We start from the raw sequence: 19,819 nt of genomic DNA, 5'->3' as shown, positions 1-19,819 counted from the left end.
CCCAAGTGAAGGATGATGATCTATGAAGGGGTACCGTTTGCTTTGGTATGTCTCCGCATCAGCCAATAGGCGGCCGGCAACACCAGCATGGACATCAGTGGTGCGGTGATCATGCCTCCGACCATGGGCGCGGCGATTCGCTTCATGACCTCGGAGCCAGCACCACCTCCCCACAGGATCGGCAGCAGCCCGGCGATGATCACGGCCACAGTCATCACCTTGGGCCTGACACGCAGCACAGCACCTTCGCGAATCGCCTCAAGCAGTGCCCCAGAGTCGTTGCGCCCTGCATTCACACGCGCGTGCCAGGCGTTCTTCAGGTACAGCAGCATGATCACCCCGAACTCGGCCGAGACTCCGGCCAGGGCGATGAAGCCGACCCCTGTGGCAACCGACAGGTTGAAGCCGAACCAGTAGAGCAGCCAGATACCACCCGACAGGGCGAAGGGCAGGGTGGCCATGATCAACAAGGCCTCGCTGAAGCGGCTGAAGGTCAGGTAGAGCAGCACGAAGATGATCAACAGGGTTGCCGGTACCACCCAGGCCAGTCGGGCATTGGCGCGTTCCAGGAACTCGAACTGACCGGAGTAGGAGACGGTCATGCCTGCGTCCAGTTGGACGCGCTCGGTGACCCGCTGCTGTAACTCACGCACAGTCGATGCCAGGTCCCGGCCGCGGACATCGACATAGACCCAGCCCGAGAGACGCCCGTTCTCGCTACGCAGCATCGGTGGACCTTCAGTCAGGCTGATCTGGGCGACAGTCCCTAATGTAATTTGCTGGCCCGTCGCGGTCAGAATCGGTAGCCGCCGCAAAGCCTCCGGGCTGTCCCGCCACTCCCTGGGATAGCGCAGGCTAATCGGGAAGCGGGCCAGCCCCTCGACCGTTTCGCCGATGTTGCTGCCGCCGATGGCCCCCGACACCATTGACTGCACGTCGGCGATGCTCAGGCCATAGCGCGCTGCGGCCAGGCGATCGATCTGGATGTCCACGTAACGGCCGCCAGTAAGGCGCTCTGCCAGTGCGGAGCTTACCCCGGGCACATCCTTGGCCACGGCTTCGATATCACGGGTGATGCGCTCAATATCGGCCAGCGAGGTGCCGGCAACTTTGACCCCAATCGGGCTCTTGATCCCCGTCGCCAGCATGTCGATGCGGTTACGAATCGGCGGAACCCAGATGTTGGACAGCCCCGGAACTTTCACCGCCTGATCCAGTTCCTCGATGAGCTTTTCCGACGTCATTCCCGGGCGCCACTGCTCACGCGGCTTGAATTGCACCGTGGTCTCGAACATCTCCAGCGGCGCTGGGTCGGTAGCGGTTTCCGCCCGCCCGGCCTTGCCGAACACCCGCGCCACTTCCGGCACCGTGAGGATCATCCGGTTGGTCTGCTGCAGCAGTTGTGTTGCCTTGCTTGCAGGCAAGCCGGGCAGGGCCGACGGCATATACAAAAGATCGCCCTCGTCCATGGGCGGTAGGAACTCGCCACCCAGTCTGCTGAGGGGCCAGAGGCTGGAGAGGAAGACCAGCAAGGCCATAGCAAGCGTGGCCTTGGGCCAGGCCAGAACAAACTCCAGCACCGGCCGGTAAGCATTGATCAGCCAGCGGTTCAAAGGATTATGCTGCTCGCTGGGGATATGCCCGCGAATCCAGTAGCCCATCAGCACCGGCACCAGGGTGACCGATAGTCCGGCAGCGGCCGCCATGGCATAGGTCTTGGTAAAGGCCAGCGGACCGAAGAGTCGGCCTTCCTGGGCCTCCAGTGTGAAGACGGGGAGGAAGGACAGGGTGATGATCAGCAAGCTGAAGAACAATGCTGGCCCGACTTCGGCCGCGGCTTCGCCAATCACCCGCCAGTGCGCCTCGCCATGGAGCTGTTCATCAGGATTACGGGCCTTCCAGGCCTCGATGTGCTTGTGGGCGTTCTCGATCATCACCACCGCGGCATCGACCATGGCGCCAATGGCGATGGCGATGCCGCCAAGCGACATGATGTTGGCGTTGATGCCCTGGTAGCGCATGACGATGAAGGCCATCAGGATGCCCAAGGGCAGGGTGATGATCGCTACCAGAGACGAGCGCAGATGCCAGAGGAAGATCAGGCAAACCAGGGCGACCACCACGAACTCTTCCAGCAGCTTGTAGCTGAGGTTGTCGATGGCGCGATTTATCAGTTGGGAGCGATCATAGGTGGTAACCACCTCGACGCCGGCGGGCAGGCTGGCTTTCAAGGCATCCAGTTTGGCCTTCACCGCCTGGATGGTGTCCTGGGCATTCTTGCCAGAGCGCAGAATGACCACACCGCCGACCACTTCGCCCTGGCCGTCCAGCTCGGCAATGCCCCGGCGCATCTCCGGCCCAAGTTGAATGGTGGCCACCTGGCCCAACAGCACCGGAACCCCGCTTGCTGTGGCCCGCAGCGGAACATTGCGAAAGTCTTCCAGACTCTGCAGATAGCCTGAGGCTCGCACCATGTACTCCCGCTCCGCCAGCTCCAGGATGGCACCGCCGGTCTCCTGGTTGGCACTCTTCAGGGCTGCCTCAATCTCCTGCTGAGTCACGCCATAGGCCACCAGTTTCTGGGGGTCGAGCACGATCTGGTACTGCTTGACCATGCCGCCTAGGGTGGCCACCTCGGCGACGTTGGGAAGGCTCTTCAGCTCGTACTTGAGAAACCAGTCCTGCAGCGCACGGAGTTGGGCAAGGTCATGCTTGCCGCTGCGATCGACCAAGGCGTACTGGTAGATCCAGCCCACGCCGGTGGCGTCCGGCCCCAGAGTGGTGGTGACGCCCTCGGGCAGGCGCTCCTGGGCCTGGTTGAGGTACTCCAGTACCCGCGAACGAGCCCAGTAGAGGTCGGTACCGTCCTCGAACAGTACATAGACGAAGGAGTCACCGAAGAACGAGTAGCCGCGCACCGTCTTCGCCCCCGGCACCGAGAGCATGGTGGTGGCCAGCGGGTAGGTCACCTGGTTCTCGATGATCTGCGGCGCCTGGCCGGGAAAGCTGGTTCGGATGATGACCTGGGTGTCGGACAGATCCGGCAGAGCATCCAGCGGCGTGCTGCGAAGCGACCAGAGGCCGAGCGCGGTGATGAACAGGGTCGCCAGCAGCACCAGGAAGCGGTTGCCGATCGACCAGTGAATCAGGCGCTCGATCATGGCTGGCCTCCTTCCTTGCTGAGCAGCTCGATCATCAGACCGGTGTCCGTTTTCCGGGCACCGATGCGCACAGGGTCGCCGGGCTTGAGGCCTGCGGCCACCTCGGGGCTGGCGAGAGGGAACGCCATGGTCATGCCGGGCATATTCAGGCTTTCGAAGGGCCCGTGCTCCAGGGTGACCTGCTGCGCATCCAGGGCGCGAATCACGCCATGGGACTCATGTAGCCCCTTCGTATTGTCCTGTTCCGCGCTGCTGGCCATGACGCCTTGTAGGCTGGCCTCCGAATCAATCAGGAACTGGCCAGAGGTGACGACAGCCTGTCCCTCCTCAAGGCCAGACAACACCTCCAGGCGCCCATCGGCTTCGCGGCCCAAGGTGATTTCCTGGGGGCGGTAGCGCCCGTCACCGTCGGCCAGCATCACCAGTGCCCGTTTGCCCGTACGGATTACTGCCTCACTTGGCACAAGCAGCATGGGCTGCTCGACACCACTGTTCAGGCTCACGGCCGCGAACATTCCAGGGCGCAGCTTGCCAGCAGGGTTGGGCAATTCGCTGCGCACGGTGACCGTCCGCGTTTGCGGGTCTGCACTCGGCAACAAAGCGATGATCCGGCCTTGTAGCGGTTGCCCGGGGAAGGCCGTCAGGGTGGCGCGGATGCCGGCCCCAATCTGAACCGTTCCGGCCATTGCTTCGGGAATCGCAGCATCGAGCCAGACCGTGGACAGCCCATTGACCCGCGCCAGATCCTGCCCTGCTTCGACGGTCATCCCCGCGCGTACCTCCAAGGCTTGGAGCTCGCCGCTGATAGGAGTGGTGAGGGTTTGCACCGCTCGCGGTTTGCCGCTGCGTCGAACCTGTTCGATCAGTGCGCGCGGCATGCCCAGCAGCCGTAGCCGTTCCTGGCCCGCGGCGATCAGGCGGGCATCACCGGTGCGCAGTACCGCCAGGAACTCCAGCTGGGCTGCAGACCACTCGGGAGTTAGGAGGTCGACGAGGGGCGTGCCGGCGGGCAACACATCGCCCGGAGCGTGTCCATAGACTCGCTCGACGAATCCGCCGGCGCGGGCCTGGAGGTTCGCGACCTCGCGCTGGTTGTAGGCCAGAGAGCCGACCGCTTCGATACCGGAGGGAAGTACACCGCGGACCACCGTTGAGGTTCGCATTCCGAGGTTCTGCACGGCTTGAGCAGGCACGCTCAGGGCAGACGACTCCTGTGCCGCCCCCGCGTACTTGGGGACAAGCTCCATATCCATGAAGGGTGATTTGCCCGGTTTATCGAAGCGCTGCTCCGGTTGCATCGGGTCGTACCAATAGAGCACTTTGCGCTCATCCGTCGGCGCGCTGCTTGGCATGACGTTATATCCGGCCTGCCTCTGGGCGAGCCAATAGCCACCGCCTGCCGCCGCAATGCCAACGGCCAGCATGGCGACCGCAAAACCAAATGCCGAAACCTTCATTTCAGTCCCTCCACATACGCGTAATACAGGCTTGCGGAGAGCTGGCTCAGCTTGCGCTGCTGTTCGATCTGCCGCAGCTGCGCCTCGATCAGATCGCGCTGGGCGGTGATGACGGATGTCAGCTGGCTGTTGCCGGCCTGATAGGCGGCCAGTTCGAGATCAGCGCGTTTGCTAGCCAGCGGGATCACAGTGCTTTCGGTGCGCGTCAGGGTTCTGCGTAGTTGCTCAAGCTCAGCCAGGCCGCTTTCCAGCTCGGCCTGATGGGCGCGCAGCAGCACTTCCTGCTCGGCTTCCATCTGCGCCACGCTCTGCTGCTTGGCGTTGATCTTGGGCCCCTGGCGGGTGCCAACAAACATCGGCAGGTCGAAGGTGAACTGCACCATCACCATGTCGCCGAACTGGTTGTCGCGGTTGTTGTAGGCAAGCTCAACACCCCAGTCAGGCGTCTTCTCGGCGATCGCCTCGTCCAGCTCAGCGCTGGCCTCGCCAACCCGGGCCGATGCTGCTCGCAAGTCAGGATGCTGAACCAAGCGGTGCTGCAAATGTGGAGCTTCAAGGCTCAGGCTGGGCACGTTTCCCGTCAGAGGTTGATCGGCCTCGTTGCCGATCCAGCGCCGCAGCTTGGCCCGGGCAATCGCCACATCGCGGTTCAGTTCATCTCGCCGATCCTGCAGTGCCAGAGCTTCTTGGTCGGCCTGCAACAGCTCACCAGGCTGAACGCTGCCGCCGGCGATCAGCGATTGCACCGTCGAGCGGAGCATGTCGATCTGCCGCTCAAGTTGATCGAAGAGGCCAACACTGCGTTCGGCGTAGTAGACCTCCAGCCAGCTCAATGCCGTCTGGCGCTTGATCTCCAACTGCATGGCTCGCTGCTCGGCCTCTGCTCGGACAACCGACGCCTCAGCCAGATGGAGTCGAGCCTGGCGCTTGTCGCTGTTGGGTACTTCCTGCATGAATCCAATGCGGCGCATGGTCATGGAGTCCCGATTGAGGGTGTAGCGATCAGGCCCTTCGATGGGTAGGTTGTCGACGCCGAGAATCAGTTTGGGATCGGGTAGGGCATCCGCAGGCTCAACTGACTGCTGCGCCGATGCGACCTGCGCTTGTCGCGCGAGGTTCTCGGGGGCGGTCTGCTCGGCGAGTGCTTGTGCACGTTCAAATGTCAGGGGCTGCGCATGAGCAGCAACAAAAGGCGCCGTCCAGAATGCGGCAGCCAGCACGCCCATGTAGCCGCGGCGTGTGAAAAGGAAAGCGGACATGCTTTCGCCTCCAATGCGATTGATCGAAGTCACTACTGCGCTAAGCAAGGTAGCAACGGCGCACCTGCAGCGCAGACGCGATGGATCAGTGCATTAGGCTAAGCGAGGAGGGCGCCAGAGCTCTGCGGGCTCCCGTTTGATCACCGACTGGCTCAGTAGCGACTCGGGGCGTGAAGGGCGAGGGGAGATAGTCTTAATCACGGCAGTCTGAAGAAGACCTCCGGTCTTGCATTCCTGGCCAGATTTGCAGGGGGATTTGCCGGCCAGCCCATCGGATTTATCCATGTGCTCACAGCAGGGGGCATCAGCCATGACAGGACCTTGATGATCACTGCTCTGCATCGGGCAAGGTTGTGCCGGCATGCTGAAAGCCATACCGCCGAAACTCGGCAGCACTAGGCTAATAATCAGTACCAGAACCACTCCAATTTGACGCACAGCGAGTCACCGAGCATGGCGATAACGCGACGATAGCAGATTGCTCCAAAGCATGAGTGCTCTTGAGGACGACTTCAGCACTTCGTTGATCTCGATCAAGCTCCTAGGCTGCAGGTCCAACCTGACCATTCGCTAGGCTACCTACACAATGTGATTGGCGTCCCGAAGACATACCGATCAAGCATCGGCGATTCGCAAGTTGGGCTGCGAGAACGGGATTAGGCAGCGGGGGTGTCGCGGAGGGAGCAGCTGGTATTGAGCGGGGAAGGGTAGCCAAAAAACAAGCCCGCCTTGATGGGCGGGCCTTCAGATTTCTCCAAGGGGAGGCGTAGAGCCAACGAAGTCCTGGAGCAAGCGTATCAATGATACACGGCGCCTAAAAATCAGGCAAAACAAGCAAAGAACGGAAAAAACTATGCTCGAGTACTTTGCACTAGGTTTATTGATTTTTGTTGGATTGGTGCTGTTTTACGGGATGATTGTCATTCATGACATCCCTTGCGAAATTGCCAAGCAGCGCAACCACCCCCATCAGGACTCGATCCATGTAGCCGGCTGGGTCAGTATGTTCACGTTGCATGCGCTCTGGCCGTTCCTCTGGATATGGGCGACCGTTTACCGGGAAGATCGCGGCTGGGGCTTTGACGATAGCAGCCCGCAAAGCCGTGTCGTTCGCCTTGAGCAACAAGTAGCTGAACTGCAGCAGCGTATCGAACAGCTGGAGGGCTATGCAGGGCCGCCACTAGATTCGGGTGTGATCGACTCAGGCGAGAGAATCTGAGCTATGGACTTTTGCTTGTACTAACCGGCTTAGGATGTTTGTCGATCAGCATCGTGACCGTCTCGGGTCGAGTCGATCTGCCGTCAGGCTGACAATGGCCAGGACAAGTTGTTCCACCAGAGGAAGCCGTTACCATTCCAGCGCTACTGTGTGTAGAAGCAAGAAGGGAAGAGAATGGAGTTTCAAATTTGTCGAAGCCGCGCAGTCGTAGTTTCAAATTTAGCTTTCAAGCTCGGGGGACGAAATGGGTTCAGCTGCTATTGGTTTCAAATTCAGCCAATCGCAAGAGCTTTGGCTGGAATTGAATCGGGCCAGTGATATATATCATTTAACATAATATACATTATGCGAACTTATACAGATCGATTTACCAGGCTCGATGCCCAAGCTTTCAAGCTTCGCATAATGTGACTTACGTTAAGTTTATCGCCCGGCCTCCATACCTCTCGTCAGCCTGGCACAGTGACAGCATTGCGCCCCGGCTTCGCTAACCTATGGTCAGAAATAGATTCATCGGCCGTATGGCCAATCGGGCTCCTGCAGTCCGCGTTTGACGCCTAGTTTTCATGGACGGAAGCAAAAGCTACTTCCTCTCCGCCGCATTTGGGCCTGGACGCTCGTCTTTCCTGATTGCGCGCATCGCATTGTCCGCATCGATCCAACTTGTGCACCGAGTAGTTCCATGCCCGGTATGCGCGCCATCTTTGCATTAGGCCGGGCATCAGATTCTCTCTGAGGAGTCCAGCTCATGCCTTCCAACCTGAGTTACCCCGGCGTCTATATCGAAGAAGTGCCCAGCGGCGTGCGCAGCATTACCGGCGTCGCCACCTCGATCACGGCGTTCATCGGGCGCGCATTGCGTGGGCCGATCGACGATCCGGTTCGCGTCCAGAGCTTCGCGGAATATTCGCGCCTGTTCGGCGGCCTCTGGCAACCCAGCACCATGAGCTACGCGGTGCTGCAGTTCTTCCAGCATGGCGGCAGCGATGCGCTGATCGTTCGCGTGGCCAACGCAGCCGTCACCGCAACGCTGGAACTGCCCACGGCCACCGGCTCGCTATTGCTGGAGGCCGCCAGCCCGGGAGTCTGGGGTAGCCGGCTGCAGGCAACGGTCGATCACCTGACGCGTGATACCGCCGACACGCTACTGTTCAACCTGCTGATCGAAGAGCTGGATCGCCCTGGAGGCACTGTCACCGTTGCCTCGGAGGTGTTCCGCAACCTGTCGGTAGATCCGCTGAGCCCGCGTTTCGTCGACACCGTACTCAACGAGCAATCGGCGCTGGTCAATGTGCAGGCCTCGGCACCCGTCGATGAGAGCCCCACGGACGGCACGCTCACCGTCGCCAACGACGATGGTACGGCGACCACAGCAGGCAGCCTCGGCGAGGACGGCGATCCGATCGAGGACACCACCATCACCGGCGATGAGGACGATCGCACCGGAATCTTCGCGTTGGACGCGGCGGACCTGTTCAACCTGCTGTGCATCCCTCCCCTCGAGCGCGACACCGACCTCGACCCCGCCACGCTGGCGGCAGCCGCGAGCTACTGCCAGACGCGTCGCGCCATGCTGATCATCGACTCTCCGGCCGCCTGGACGGCCACCCCGAGCACCGCCATTGCCGACGCCGAGGATGGCGTGAACGCGCTGCGCGCAACGATCGGCAACGACGATGCGATCAACGCGGCGGTTTACTACCCGCGCCTGCGCATGGCCGATCCGCTGTCCGAAAACCGCCTGGCCGAGTTTGCGCCCTGCGGCGCGGTGGCCGGGATCATGGCGCGCACCGATGTACAGCGCGGCGTGTGGAAAGCCCCAGCCGGTCTGGCTGCATCCTTCTCCGGTGTGCAGGGCTTCAGCTACACCATGACCGACCGGCAGAACGGCGTGCTCAACCCCGTGGGCCTCAACTGCCTGCGCACCTTCCCGGTCGCCGGCCACCTGGTCTGGGGCGCGCGCACCCTGGCCGGGGCGGATCTGCTGGCGTCCGAATGGAAGTACGTGCCGATTCGCCGCCTGGCACTGTTCCTCGAGGAAAGCCTGTTCCGCGGCACCCAGTGGGTCGTGTTCGAACCGAATGACGAGCCGCTGTGGGCGCAGATCCGTCTGAACATCGGCGCCTTCATGCAGGACCTGTTCCGCCAAGGTGCATTCCAGGGCTCCAGTCCGCGCGATGCCTACTTCGTCAAATGCGACCGTGAAACCACCACGCAGAGCGACATCAACCGCGGGGTGGTGAACATCCTGGTTGGCTTTGCCCCGCTCAAACCCGCCGAGTTCGTGGTCATCAAGCTGCAGCAGATGGCCGGGCAGATCGACGTCTAGGAGAACCTGACATGGCCCAGTTCAGCGTCAACGCACAGCGTTTCGATCCCTACAAGAACTTCAAATTCCGGGTGAAATGGGACGGCCGTTACGTCGCCGGCATCAGCAAGGTGGGCTCGCTCAAACGGAGCACCGAGATGGTCGAGCACCGCGAAGGCGGCGACCCCTCCTCTTCGCGCAAGTCTCCCGGGCGCACCAAGTTCGAGGCCATCACCCTGGAGCGTGGTGTCACTAACGACACCGAGTTCGAGAAGTGGGCCAACAAGGTGTGGAACTTTGGCGCAGGCCTCGGCGCCGAGGTGTCGCTCAAGGACTTTCGCAAGGACCTGATCATCGAGGTGTACAACGAGGCAGGCCAACTCGCCCTCGCCTACAAGGTGTTCCGCTGCTGGGTGTCGGAGTTCCAGGCCCTGCCGGACCTGGACGCCAATGCCAATGCGGTGGCCATCCAGACCATCAAGCTGGAAAACGAGGGCTGGGAACGTGACTACGACGTGACCGAGCCCACCGAACCCAGCTACACCGAGCCGGCCTGAGCAGCATGTTGCCTCTCACCTCCTCGCGGCTACTGGCGCTCTGGGAACACGGCGCGGCAAGACACCCGCTCGACCGTGCGTTGCTGCTGTTCGCCCAGGCGGCGCCGGACATCCCCGCCGAGCAGCTGGCCGACCGGCCGCTCGGCGAATGCAATGCGGCGCTGATGCGGCTGCGCTGTAGCAGTTTCGGCAGTCGCATGGCGTTCTGGCTGGACTGCCCATCCTGCGGCGAGCGCATGGAGTTCGAGCTGATGCCGGATCAGTTGCCAGCCATGCAGCCACCACCCGAGTCCGTCGAAGTGGCCGGGCAGCGCTTTCTTTGTCCGACCAGCCGCGACCTGGCTCGCGTTGCCCAGATGGTCGATATGGAACTGGCGGCTGAGCAATTGCTGCTGGGATGCGCCGGAAATTCCGACGTCTCGGGTATTCCACGCGAGCAGATCGAAGGCGCACTGGAGAGTGCCGACCCCTGGGCCGACCTGTCATTGGCCTTCCAGTGCCCGGCTTGTGGCGGGGATGGCGAGGCCGGTTTAGACGTAGCGGGCTACCTGTGGGAGGAAGTCGATGTCAGCGCCCGCAAGCTGCTGAACGAGGTGCATCTGCTGGCCCAGGCCTATGGCTGGAGCGAGGCGGAGATCCTGGCCTTGAGCCCCGCGCGGCGAAGCGCCTATCTGGCGAGGGTAGCACCATGAACGGTTTTTTCACTCGTCTGGCGACGCAGGCCAGCGGCAGACGCGCGGCGACACTGCACTCGTCGGCTGCGCTGCCTTATCGCGGCGCACTCGAGCAGCCATCACTGGACTACCCGCTCACTTCGCTGCCAGAGGCACCAAGGGCAGCATTGGAGCAGCCTTCGACACCATTTGCGCCGCGTCACGAATCCGCCATCAGTCAGCCGGCTACGGCAGCTGACAGTGAAAAAAATTCGCGGGATGCCGCCCATGTTCGCCCCTCTTTGGCGAGACTCAGCGCGCCGGAAGCACCGGCCGACATCGTGTTGCCCGAGCCGCTTTCCCCACTCTGGCAACCCGCTTTAGGCGCACCCGATGCACCTGCAGCACTCCCCCAGCCGCCAACCATCGAACCTTGCGCAGATGCAGATGCAGATGCAGCCAAGCCCGAGCACATGCGCGGAGCCGAGCCACATACACGGCTCGACATGACCGGCGCTGCAAGAGCGGATTATCTGCAGACCGACATCGCTTCGCAAAAGGCGAGCGGCGCCCTGCCCCTGCCGGCCACCCTGCTCTCTCCCAGTACCGTGCCGGTCAGGCAGACCGCTGCACCGAGCGCCGCGAAAGCGCCCCCTCAACAAGCGGATGAAGTGCATATCCATATCGGCCGAATCGAAATCACCGCCATCCAGGAAAGCGCACCGAGCAAGCGCGAGGCGCGCAAGGGGCCGGCACCGCTGTCGCTGGATGACTACCTGGCCAAGCGCAAGGGAGACGGCCGATGAGTACCGCCCTGGCCCTGGCCGGCGTCACCGCCGTGCTGCGCGACCGGCTCAACGATGGGCTGGTGAACCACAATGTCGCCGGCATTCTCGGCAGCACGGTGAACGTCAGCGTGCTGGCGCCCGACCGCGTGGTGCCGGCCGATGGCACCGAAGCGAGCCAGCTCAACCTGTTCCTTTATCAGGTCATGCCTAATGCCAGCTGGCGTAACCAGGGGCTGCCATCCCATGACTCGAGCGGCAGGCAGCGCCTGACCAACCAACCGCTGGCGCTGGACCTGTATTACCTGGTTTCCGCCTACAGTGGCGGCGACTTGCATGCCGAGATACTGCTTGGCTATGCCATGCAGCTGATGCATGAGTTCCCCATTATCACCCGGGAGATGATTCGCACCGCTCTCAGCCCGTCGCCGGACGTGGGTGTGGTGCTGCCACCGGCACTGCGTGCCCTGGCCGAATGCGGCCTGGCCGACCAGGTGGAGCTGCTGCGCATCACGCCGTTGGCACTCAACGCCGAGGAAAGCTCCAAGCTGTGGTCGGCCACCCAGTCGAGCCTGCGCCCTACCGCCGCCTACCAAGTCTCGGTGGTGCTGATCGAGGCCACCCGCCCTGCCCTTGCCCCGCTTCCCGTGCTGAGCCGCGGCGAAGTGGACCCGATTTCCGGGCGCGAGCGCGGTGTGATGGTCTCGCCCAGCCTGGTGCCGGCCCTGCCCACGCTGGAGGCCATAGTGCCGGCCGCCGGCCAGCCGGTGGCGCGGCTCGGGCACGGCATTGTGTTACGCGGCCACCACCTGAACGGCAGCTCCCGCGGGGTTCGCATCGGCAATCCCCGCTACGAGGTGAGCGATGTGCTGACGGCTGGCGGCGCGAACACCGCGGAGCAGATGGAGCTGCTGATTCCCCTGGCACGTGCCGCCGATTTCCCGGTGGGTGTATATGAGGCCAACGCACGCCTGATCCGCCCGAGCGAAAGTGTGCCGCGCGAAAGCAATCGCCTGGCCTTCACCCTGGCGCCGGACATCACCAACCTGCCGCAGAACGTGGCCCGTGATGGCGGCGGCGATGCCCTGGTGACCATCGAGTTCACGCCTGAGCTGCGCGCCGGCCAGCGCGCCACGCTGCTGGTCGGCCAGCGTGAAGTGCCGCCACAGAGCTTTACCGCGCCCACGGCCAGCCTGGACTTCTTGATCGAGCAAGCCGAAGTCGGCCAACATCTGGTGCGTCTGCGCATCGACGGCATCGACAGCCCGATCGTCAACTACAGCACCACCCCGCCGACCTTCCTCGATCTACGGCTGACCATCACATGAACGCCCCCGCTGCTCTGGATTGGTCGACCGCCAACCAGCAGTTGCTGGTGGCCGAGTTCGCCCGTCTGCGAGCCTTGCTCGGTGATGGCTCGACTGATGAGGCGCAGGTACGCATCTCCGGGCTGCGCGAAGCACTGAACGAACCGGCGGCCATCGATACTCTGGTCCAGCTCTTCGCCCTGAGTGCCTTCGAGCGTGATTTGCTGCTGCTCTGCGCCGGCGTGGAAATGGATGCTCGCCTGGCGCAGCTCTGCGCCCAGGCCAGCGGCCATACGGCCAGGCCCTGGGCGACTTTCGGCCTGGCCCTGGCCGCCCTGCCTGCGCCGCATTGGAGCGCCCTGGCGCCGCTGGAGCCATTGCGCCGCTGGCAGCTGCTAGAGGTCGATGAGAGCGCCGGACTGACGGCTGGCCGCCTGCGTGTCGACGAACGGGTTCTGCACTTCATCGGCGGCATCAACTACCTCGATCATCGCCTGCAGCCACTACTACAAGCGGTACCCAGACCGGGGCTGATGTGCCATGCACACGGTGCGGTGGTCAGCGCAGCCATCGAGCGCCTGCAACAGAATCGTGCGCGGCTGCGGCCAATCCTGCTCTATGGCGACGATCCGTTCGGCCAGCAGGACGTCGCCGCCGCTATCGCCCAGCACCTGGGATTTGCGCTGCTCCGTCTGCATGCAGCCGACATCCCAAGCTCAGTGCATGAACAATCTGTGCTGGCCACCCTCTGGCAGCGCGAAGCGGCCCTGCTCGGCAGCGCCCTGCTGATAGTCGCCCAGGACGACGACAAGGTGCTCGACCATTTCCTGGTCCGCCTCGATGGCCTGGTACTGGTAGCTAGTCGTGTGCCTTGTGCGCTCGATGGCGAAACATTTGTCGTCGAGCGTCCCGAGGTGCCCGAACAACGTCGTCTGTGGCACGAGGCATTTGGCGAGTACGCCGCCGAGCTGGCACCGACGCTCGATGCGCTGGCTGGCCAGTACCGCCTCGGCGCCCGGCGTATCGCCAGCATCGCCGCCCAGCTGGGCGACCAGGCGGATAGTTCCCGCCTGCACCTGGCTTGTCGCGGCGAGACACCGGGGCTCAGTGAGCTGGCGAAACCCATTACAGGGCTGGCGAACTGGACCGATCTGGTACTGCCCGAATCACAATTGCTAACCCTGCAACAGATCGCCGTGCACACCCACCATCGGCTGACCGTGCATCACGACTGGGGCTTTGCCGACAAGAGCAAGCGCGGACTGGGTATCGCCACATTGTTCTGGGGCGATTCCGGCACCGGCAAGACCCTGGCCGCCGAGGTGCTGGCCAATACCCTAGGTTTGGCGCTCTACCGTATCGACCTGTCAGTGGTGGTCAGCAAATACATAGGCGAGACCGAAAAGAACCTGCGCAAGGTCTTCGACAGCGCCGAGGAGCTCGGCGCCATTCTGCTGTTCGATGAGGCCGACGCACTCTTTGGCAAGCGCAGCGAGGTCAAGGACAGTCACGACCGCTACGCCAACATCGAGGTCAGCTACCTGTTGCAGCGCATGGAGGCCTATCGCGGGCTGGCGATCCTCACCACCAATCACAAGGCTGCGCTGGATACCGCCTTCGCGCGCCGCCTGCGTTTCGTGGTGCATTTTCCCTTCCCCGATGCGGCTCAGCGCGAGGCGCTGTGGCGTGGTGTGTTCCCTTCCGCCACACCGCTGGCGGAGCTGGACTACGCCAAGCTCGCCCGCCTCGCCGTGCCGGGCGGCACCATCCGCAACATCGCCCTAAGTGCAGCCTTCCTTGCCGCGGAAGCCAGAACCCCGGTGAGCATGCAGCACCTGTTACGTGCGGCACATATCGACGCGGCGAAATGCGATAAGCCGATTTCCGACACAGAAACCCGGGGGTGGGTATGACTCGCATCGTGCTGCATATCGACCGGTTGCGGTTGCGTGGTATCGCCCCGGTAGAGATCGAGGCTCTGGCTGCCGAGCTGCAACAAGAACTACAGCGTCAGCTTACCGCGCCGGGCATGAGCGAAACGCTGAGTACTGTTGGCCATCAAGCACGGATGAAAATCGGTGAGGTGCGCTACCCGGATTACGCGGGTGAAGGGCTAGGGCCGGCTCTGGCCCGAGGGATTGTGAGTGGTCTTCGCCCAGGAAATGACACCGCACCTCCAGTCAACACGCGGGATTAGGGACCGGGCCGGTGGTTCTCTTCAACTAGGAAGCAGCGCAATGAAACACTCCCATACAGAAGGCAGTACCGTGGCGCCCAGCAGCAAGGCTTCCAGCTTGCCTCCGGGTAGGGCGAACAAGCCAGCTCCGGCGGAGGCCCTGAGCCAGGCAGCAGATGAGTCCGCCGCCCCACTCCCGCAGCCACTTATGCAGCGCCTAGGCGCCCACCTGAATCACGACTTCAGCCAGGTGCGCGTTCATAGCGGCCGAGCATCCATGACCGCAGCTGATCAGTTGGGCGCTCGCGCCTACACCCTGGGACGGGATATTCACCTGGGAAGTGAAGCCATAGGGCTGACGCTCAGAGAGCGCCAGCACCTGCTGGCACACGAAGCGATTCACACGGTGCAACAGGGTGGTCGGGCGGTAACGCCGGGCGAGCATCTGGCCATCAGTCGTCCCAACGACCCTGCCGAGCATGAAGCCCATGCGCTGGCCGACCTGGTCGAGCGTGCGCCCTCGCCGTCTCTGGCCATGCGCGATCAGCTGCTACGCCGGGTGCAACGTAACGTGGCGCCGCATGTGCAGCGCGATCTGAAGAAGGAATACAAGTCTACCGACGGCACCTTCAAGACCGACCTCAAGACCGAGAGCCATCCTGGGGCCAAGTGTGGTATGAGCGGCACGATTAAGTTCACCGCCGCCGACACCGCGCCAGACTCAAAAAACATTCGTCTGCTGCAGATAGTGAGGCTTGAAGACCTGGGCACAGGGAAGGACTACGTTTGGACCGGTGCGGAGGCTGATCGCAACAAAGTACAGACTACAGCGGATAAAAGTACTGGCGTTGAAGCGGGCTTCTTTGTTGATCACTCAGCAGCGGCAGCATCGCCACGTACGGCCAAGGCAGACCCAGCCGTATCGCCCTACTACCGCGACTATTGGCCCAACGCAAGTAGCAGCCAGGACGGCAGCAAGGCCGGCAAAACCGTCAATGAGGCATCGCTCTGGGACTACCCCGGCTGGAGTAACAAATGCCGATTCAGCTTTGAGACGGCGGCGAAAGCTGTCGACACAGGCTACATCTACGCGACGCTGACCTGGGGCTTCACCATCAGCGATCCGGCCAAGGGCACTGTGACGGCTGAGCATGCGTCGGCGAACTACGTGCAGTCCTCGACTTTCAATGCCGCAGTCAAGGCGTTCGACGAGTTCTACAAGAACCCCGGCGCCTCCACCGCGCCGACCAAGTAGGAGCTGGCTATGCGAAGCAAGAATCGCTTGGCCGAACTGTTCCTTGCGCTCGATAGGGAGCCGGACGAGCTGCACGGCGACATCACGCCTGCCGTACTTGCGCTGATCGAACTCGGCTGGGTTGCTGCGCCTGGGCTGCTCGAACGCATGCTGGCCGAGTCGGCGGATACACGCCTGCATGCCCAGCGCGCCTTTGAAGGCATTCTCATGCGCGATTTTGGCTTCGTTTCTGGCCGTGGATTTGCCAACCGCGGCGATGAAAACCGCTTTCGCCAGCTGTGGGCAACGCACGGTGGCTATGCCTATGACGCCAGCGAGAGCAACCGCAACAAGGCGGTCGCTGCATGGCGGGTCTGGTTGAAGGAGCACGGTGATGAGTGAGCACAAACGCAACAACGTGGTCCAGGAACTCAACAGCCAACTCGAACGAGGTTCGTTGTTCGCCCATACCGCATTGGGTGAGAACGCCATGCGCCTGGCCCAGCTGCAGGCGGTGGTACACGGCCTGGCCGATTTGCTGATCGCCCAGGGCAGCATAAGTGGTAGCGACCTCGCCAAGTCCATACAGCATGCCGATGAAGAGCTCCGCCAGCGCGGCGAACAGCTTGGGCCGGGCACTCTGATTCGTGTGGATACCATCGAGGACACGCCTGCAGCTGCAGTGGTCGACTGCGAGAGTCGCCTGCACATCTGTCAGGCGGTGTGCTGCCGTCTCAACTTCGCCCTGAGCGTGGAGGAGATCGAAGACGGGCATGTACGCTGGGACCTTGGCCTGCCCTATCACATACGTAAGCAGCCGAATGGTTGCTGCGTCCATCAGAACGGCAAAGGCTGCTCCATCTACGATCACCGCCCTGGTGTCTGTCGGCGCTACAGCTGCGCTCGTGATCCCCGGATCTGGACTGACTTCGAAGGGATGCGCCTCAATCACGAATGGATCGCGGCGAGCCTGGGCGAGGCCTCACGCCCGCGAGCTACGGCCGTACTCATGCACCGCATCGAGCCGAAGGGAGAATCATCATGAGCCTGGAGCGCTCCCCCCGCCTGATCAAAGCCGGCCTGGTCATGATCGACCCGCAGTCGGCCCAGGTGCGGCGGGTGATCGCCCTGCAGTACAACCCGGAAAAGCTGACCCGCAGCCTGCAGGTGCAGGGCGCGGGTGACGGAGCCGAGCGCTCCGAGGCACTGCGTCTGAAGGGTCCGGCGGTGGAGACTTTCCAGTTGGAGGCGGAGATAGATGCCGCCGACCAGCTGCAATACCCCGAACAGCACAAGGCCGTGGTGGATGCCGGTATCGCTCCGCAGCTGGCGGTGCTGGAGTCGTTGGTCAATCCGACGGCGGCCGATCTGCTGGCCGGCAAGGCGCTGGCCGCGGCAGGCACCCTGGAGATCGCGCCGATGGAGTCGTCCCTGGTGTTGTTCGTCTGGGGCGCCAAACGCATCGTGCCGGTACGGGTGACCGACTTCTCGATTGCCGAGGAGGCGTTCGATCCCCAGCTCAACCCGATCAACGCCACCTGCAACCTCGGCCTGCGCGTGCTCTCGATCGACGACCTCGGCTTCGATCACAAGGGTGGCGGGCTGTTCATGGCCTACCTGCAATCGCGCGAGAAGCTGGCCGGCAAGGCCGCCACCTTCGGCTTCGACGCGCTGGGTATCGGAGGTCTGCCATGACCGATCCGCTCAAGGCCTTCCTGCAGGCCAACGCCATTACCGCCCCGGCCTTCGCCCCGGACAGCCGCTATCACGGCCTGGACATCGCCCAGTGGATGCGTGCCGATGGCGAGGTGCTCAGCTATGTGCGCCGGCGCTTCGTGCCACCGACGGAGAATTTCGCCACCCTGAGCGAACATCGCGTGGAGGTTGGCGATCGGCTGGACAACCTGGCCGCCCGCTACCTGGGCGACCCGCAGCAGTACTGGCGGCTGTGCGACGGCAACGGCGCGCTGCGGCCGGACGAGCTGACCGAGACGGTCGGCAGCCTGCTACGCATCACCCTGCCGGAAGGCGTGCCGGGAGACGACGCATGAGCAACGCCGTCCACCTCAGCCTGCTGATCGGCCCGATCATTCCGTTGCCGGTGCCGGCGATGCTGATCGACGCCCTCGAAGAGGTCACGGTAACCAGTGCCAGTGAGGGTGCCAGCGGCTTCCAGTTGCGCTTCAAGGTCAACAGCAAGTCCGAGCTGAACACCCTGTTCCTGATCGCCGTGGGCAACAACGCCAGCCTCGGCGTGCCGCCGCTGCGGGTAGTGCTGATCGTCACCCTCGGTGGTCGCCCGCAGCCGCTGTTCGACGGCGTGCTGACCAATGTCGAGGTACAGGCCGGGCAGAACCGCCAGCCCGGCAGCATCACCATCACCGGCGAGGACCTGACCAAGGTCATGGACCTGATCGACTTCTCCGGCATGCCCTACCCGGCCATGCCGATCGAGGCGCGGGTGGCACTGATCTGCGCCAAGTATGCGGCGTTCGGCATCATCCCCCTGCCGATCCCATCTTTCTTCACCGATGTGCCGATCCCCATCGAACGCATCCCCGCCCAGCAGGGCACGGACCTGGCCTACATCCGCCAGCTGGCCGGTGAAGTCGGCCATGTGTTCTACATCGAGCCGGGCGAAGTACCGCTGACCAACATTGCCTACTTCGGTCCCGAGATCAAAGTCGGTCCGCCGCAGCCGGCGCTGAACATCGACATGGACGCGCACACCAACGTCGAGTCGTTGAACTTCAGTTTCGACCCGACCAAGGGTGTGCTGCCGATCGTGTTCATCCAGAACCAGATGACCCGCGTGCCGATCCCCATTCCGATCCCCAACCTCAACCCGCTGCAGCCGCCGCTGGGTGTGCTGTCCACGCCGCTGGCCAACCTCAAGATGATGAAGGAGACGGCCAAGATGAACCCGATGCAGGCCATCAGTGCCGGCCTGGCCGAAGCCAAGAAATCCCAGGACGCGGTGACCGCCAGCGGCAGCCTGGATGTGATGCGCTACGGCCGCATCCTGCGCCCACGCAAGCTGGTCGGCGTACGCGGCGCCGGGGTCGCCTACGACGGCCTGTACTACGTCAGCAGCGTCACCAGCACCCTGGGGCGCGGCAAGTTCACCCAGAGCTTCAACCTCAGCCGCAACGGGTTGATCTCCATCACGCCAACGGTGCCCGCATGAGCCAGCAACGCTATTACGGCAAGTACCGCGGCATGGTGCTGAACAACATCGACCCCATGCAGCAGGGCCGCCTGCAGGTGCAGGTGCCCGACGTGGCCGGGCTGATCCCGGCCAGCTGGGCCATGCCCTGCGTGCCGATCGCCGGCATCCAGAACGGCATGGTGGCGTTGCCGATGATCGGCTCCGGGGTGTGGGTGGAGTTCGAGCAGGGCAACCCGGACCACCCGATCTGGGTCGGCTGCTTCTGGGGCAGCGCGGCGGAGCTCCCTGCACTGGCGCGGGCCACCCCGCCCGGCCTGCAGGCCATCACCCTGCAGACGCCGCTGCAGAACGGCCTGACCATCTCCGACCTGCCCGGCCCCACCGGCGGAATCATGCTCAAGAGCGCCACTGGCGCGACCCTGATCGTCAACGACACCGGCATCTACATCCAGAACGGCAAGGGCGCGATGCTCACCCTGGTGGGCCCGGCGGTCACCATCAACAACGGCGCGCTGACGGTGATATAGGCCCCGC

Annotated in this window: 18 protein-coding genes; 15 read left to right on the top strand and 3 right to left on the bottom strand. The window is 63.1% G+C overall.

The genetic code is table 11. The annotated features are described in order from the left end of the window. Nucleotides 1-20 precede the first annotated feature (20 nt). Genes FFS62_RS12380 through FFS62_RS12370 form a run of 3 tightly spaced genes read right to left on the bottom strand, consistent with a single transcriptional unit; the run spans nucleotide 21 to nucleotide 5,877 of the window. Nucleotides 21-3,161, bottom strand: a complete 3,141-nt coding sequence (locus FFS62_RS12380; protein WP_137973114.1) for an efflux RND transporter permease subunit — start codon at nucleotides 3,159-3,161, stop codon at nucleotides 21-23. After that, complete coding sequence (locus FFS62_RS12375; protein WP_137973113.1) at nucleotides 3,158-4,618, bottom strand: efflux RND transporter periplasmic adaptor subunit; 1,461 nt, start codon at nucleotides 4,616-4,618, stop codon at nucleotides 3,158-3,160. Before FFS62_RS12375 ends, FFS62_RS12380 begins: the two co-directional genes overlap by 4 nt. Beyond that, nucleotides 4,615-5,877, bottom strand: a complete 1,263-nt coding sequence (locus FFS62_RS12370) for a TolC family protein (protein WP_137973112.1) — start codon at nucleotides 5,875-5,877, stop codon at nucleotides 4,615-4,617. Before FFS62_RS12370 ends, FFS62_RS12375 begins: the two co-directional genes overlap by 4 nt. Before the next feature lie 853 nt (nucleotides 5,878-6,730). On the opposite strand from FFS62_RS12370, the gene FFS62_RS12360 reads away from it, so the two are divergent. The 15 genes from FFS62_RS12360 to FFS62_RS12290 all read left to right on the top strand — a co-directional run bounded on the left by FFS62_RS12360 (nucleotide 6,731) and on the right by FFS62_RS12290 (nucleotide 19,812). Beyond that, on the top strand, nucleotides 6,731-7,096 hold the full coding sequence (locus FFS62_RS12360) for a DUF3302 domain-containing protein (RefSeq protein ID WP_137973111.1): 366 nt from the start codon (nucleotides 6,731-6,733) through the stop codon (nucleotides 7,094-7,096). A gap of 748 nt (nucleotides 7,097-7,844) precedes the next feature. Further along, complete coding sequence (locus tag FFS62_RS12355; protein ID WP_137973110.1) at nucleotides 7,845-9,425, top strand: phage tail sheath C-terminal domain-containing protein; 1,581 nt, start codon at nucleotides 7,845-7,847, stop codon at nucleotides 9,423-9,425. Nucleotides 9,426-9,436: 11 nt separating this feature from the next. Beyond that, on the top strand, nucleotides 9,437-9,961 hold the full coding sequence (locus FFS62_RS12350) for a phage tail protein (RefSeq protein ID WP_137973109.1): 525 nt from the start codon (nucleotides 9,437-9,439) through the stop codon (nucleotides 9,959-9,961). A gap of 5 nt (nucleotides 9,962-9,966) precedes the next feature. Next, the gene (locus tag FFS62_RS12345; RefSeq protein WP_137973108.1) at nucleotides 9,967-10,653 is read left to right on the top strand and encodes a hypothetical protein; all 687 of its coding nucleotides are present in this window, start codon (nucleotides 9,967-9,969) and stop codon (nucleotides 10,651-10,653) included. After that, nucleotides 10,650-11,420: a hypothetical protein gene (locus FFS62_RS12340; protein WP_137973107.1), complete on the top strand. Its 771-nt coding sequence runs from the start codon at nucleotides 10,650-10,652 to the stop codon at nucleotides 11,418-11,420. Before FFS62_RS12345 ends, FFS62_RS12340 begins: the two co-directional genes overlap by 4 nt. After that, complete coding sequence (locus FFS62_RS12335; protein WP_137973106.1) at nucleotides 11,417-12,727, top strand: DUF4255 domain-containing protein; 1,311 nt, start codon at nucleotides 11,417-11,419, stop codon at nucleotides 12,725-12,727. Before FFS62_RS12340 ends, FFS62_RS12335 begins: the two co-directional genes overlap by 4 nt. Further along, entirely contained in the window at nucleotides 12,724-14,619 is a 1,896-nt protein-coding gene (locus FFS62_RS12330) for an ATP-binding protein (protein ID WP_137973105.1), read from the top strand. The genes FFS62_RS12335 and FFS62_RS12330 overlap by 4 nt, the downstream gene beginning before the upstream one ends. After that, nucleotides 14,616-14,903, top strand: coding sequence for a hypothetical protein (locus FFS62_RS12325; RefSeq protein ID WP_137973104.1), 288 nt, complete (start codon nucleotides 14,616-14,618; stop codon nucleotides 14,901-14,903). The genes FFS62_RS12330 and FFS62_RS12325 overlap by 4 nt, the downstream gene beginning before the upstream one ends. After that, on the top strand, nucleotides 14,869-16,137 hold the full coding sequence (locus tag FFS62_RS12320) for a DUF4157 domain-containing protein (protein WP_305955893.1): 1,269 nt from the start codon (nucleotides 14,869-14,871) through the stop codon (nucleotides 16,135-16,137). The genes FFS62_RS12325 and FFS62_RS12320 overlap by 35 nt, the downstream gene beginning before the upstream one ends. Before the next feature lie 9 nt (nucleotides 16,138-16,146). Continuing rightward, nucleotides 16,147-16,518, top strand: coding sequence for a hypothetical protein (locus FFS62_RS12315; protein ID WP_137973102.1), 372 nt, complete (start codon nucleotides 16,147-16,149; stop codon nucleotides 16,516-16,518). Then, entirely contained in the window at nucleotides 16,511-17,161 is a 651-nt protein-coding gene (locus FFS62_RS12310) for a YkgJ family cysteine cluster protein (protein WP_137973101.1), read from the top strand. The genes FFS62_RS12315 and FFS62_RS12310 overlap by 8 nt, the downstream gene beginning before the upstream one ends. Continuing rightward, nucleotides 17,158-17,811: a hypothetical protein gene (locus tag FFS62_RS12305; protein ID WP_137973100.1), complete on the top strand. Its 654-nt coding sequence runs from the start codon at nucleotides 17,158-17,160 to the stop codon at nucleotides 17,809-17,811. Before FFS62_RS12310 ends, FFS62_RS12305 begins: the two co-directional genes overlap by 4 nt. Then, on the top strand, nucleotides 17,808-18,167 hold the full coding sequence (locus FFS62_RS12300) for a LysM domain-containing protein (RefSeq protein WP_171016318.1): 360 nt from the start codon (nucleotides 17,808-17,810) through the stop codon (nucleotides 18,165-18,167). The genes FFS62_RS12305 and FFS62_RS12300 overlap by 4 nt, the downstream gene beginning before the upstream one ends. Then, nucleotides 18,164-19,303, top strand: coding sequence for a hypothetical protein (locus FFS62_RS12295; protein ID WP_137973099.1), 1,140 nt, complete (start codon nucleotides 18,164-18,166; stop codon nucleotides 19,301-19,303). The genes FFS62_RS12300 and FFS62_RS12295 overlap by 4 nt, the downstream gene beginning before the upstream one ends. Next, nucleotides 19,300-19,812 carry a phage baseplate assembly protein V gene (locus tag FFS62_RS12290; protein WP_137973098.1) on the top strand — a complete coding sequence of 171 codons (513 nt, stop codon included), beginning with the start codon at nucleotides 19,300-19,302 and terminating at the stop codon, nucleotides 19,810-19,812. The genes FFS62_RS12295 and FFS62_RS12290 overlap by 4 nt, the downstream gene beginning before the upstream one ends. Nucleotides 19,813-19,819: the final 7 nt, after the last annotated feature.

The organism is Pseudomonas sp. F(2018) (assembly GCF_005508865.1).
GTDB lineage: Bacteria > Pseudomonadota > Gammaproteobacteria > Pseudomonadales > Pseudomonadaceae > Aquipseudomonas.
Note: the sequence above shows the minus strand (reverse complement) of the source record. Positions and strands in the feature narration are given on the sequence as shown.

Coding starts and splice junctions, on each gene's coding strand:
- FFS62_RS12305 (WP_137973100.1), top strand. CDS start 17,158: ATGAGCCTGGAGCGCTCCCCCCGCCTGATCAAAGCCGGCCTGGTCATG.
- FFS62_RS12325 (WP_137973104.1), top strand. CDS start 14,616: ATGACTCGCATCGTGCTGCATATCGACCGGTTGCGGTTGCGTGGTATC.
- FFS62_RS12380 (WP_137973114.1), bottom strand. CDS start 3,161: ATGATCGAGCGCCTGATTCACTGGTCGATCGGCAACCGCTTCCTGGTG.
- FFS62_RS12370 (WP_137973112.1), bottom strand. CDS start 5,877: ATGTCCGCTTTCCTTTTCACACGCCGCGGCTACATGGGCGTGCTGGCT.
- FFS62_RS12290 (WP_137973098.1), top strand. CDS start 19,300: ATGAGCCAGCAACGCTATTACGGCAAGTACCGCGGCATGGTGCTGAAC.
- FFS62_RS12315 (WP_137973102.1), top strand. CDS start 16,147: ATGCGAAGCAAGAATCGCTTGGCCGAACTGTTCCTTGCGCTCGATAGG.
- FFS62_RS12340 (WP_137973107.1), top strand. CDS start 10,650: ATGAACGGTTTTTTCACTCGTCTGGCGACGCAGGCCAGCGGCAGACGC.
- FFS62_RS12310 (WP_137973101.1), top strand. CDS start 16,511: ATGAGTGAGCACAAACGCAACAACGTGGTCCAGGAACTCAACAGCCAA.
- FFS62_RS12295 (WP_137973099.1), top strand. CDS start 18,164: ATGAGCAACGCCGTCCACCTCAGCCTGCTGATCGGCCCGATCATTCCG.
- FFS62_RS12335 (WP_137973106.1), top strand. CDS start 11,417: ATGAGTACCGCCCTGGCCCTGGCCGGCGTCACCGCCGTGCTGCGCGAC.
- FFS62_RS12360 (WP_137973111.1), top strand. CDS start 6,731: ATGCTCGAGTACTTTGCACTAGGTTTATTGATTTTTGTTGGATTGGTG.
- FFS62_RS12350 (WP_137973109.1), top strand. CDS start 9,437: ATGGCCCAGTTCAGCGTCAACGCACAGCGTTTCGATCCCTACAAGAAC.
- FFS62_RS12375 (WP_137973113.1), bottom strand. CDS start 4,618: ATGAAGGTTTCGGCATTTGGTTTTGCGGTCGCCATGCTGGCCGTTGGC.
- FFS62_RS12345 (WP_137973108.1), top strand. CDS start 9,967: ATGTTGCCTCTCACCTCCTCGCGGCTACTGGCGCTCTGGGAACACGGC.
- FFS62_RS12300 (WP_171016318.1), top strand. CDS start 17,808: ATGACCGATCCGCTCAAGGCCTTCCTGCAGGCCAACGCCATTACCGCC.
- FFS62_RS12355 (WP_137973110.1), top strand. CDS start 7,845: ATGCCTTCCAACCTGAGTTACCCCGGCGTCTATATCGAAGAAGTGCCC.
- FFS62_RS12330 (WP_137973105.1), top strand. CDS start 12,724: ATGAACGCCCCCGCTGCTCTGGATTGGTCGACCGCCAACCAGCAGTTG.
- FFS62_RS12320 (WP_305955893.1), top strand. CDS start 14,869: ATGACACCGCACCTCCAGTCAACACGCGGGATTAGGGACCGGGCCGGT.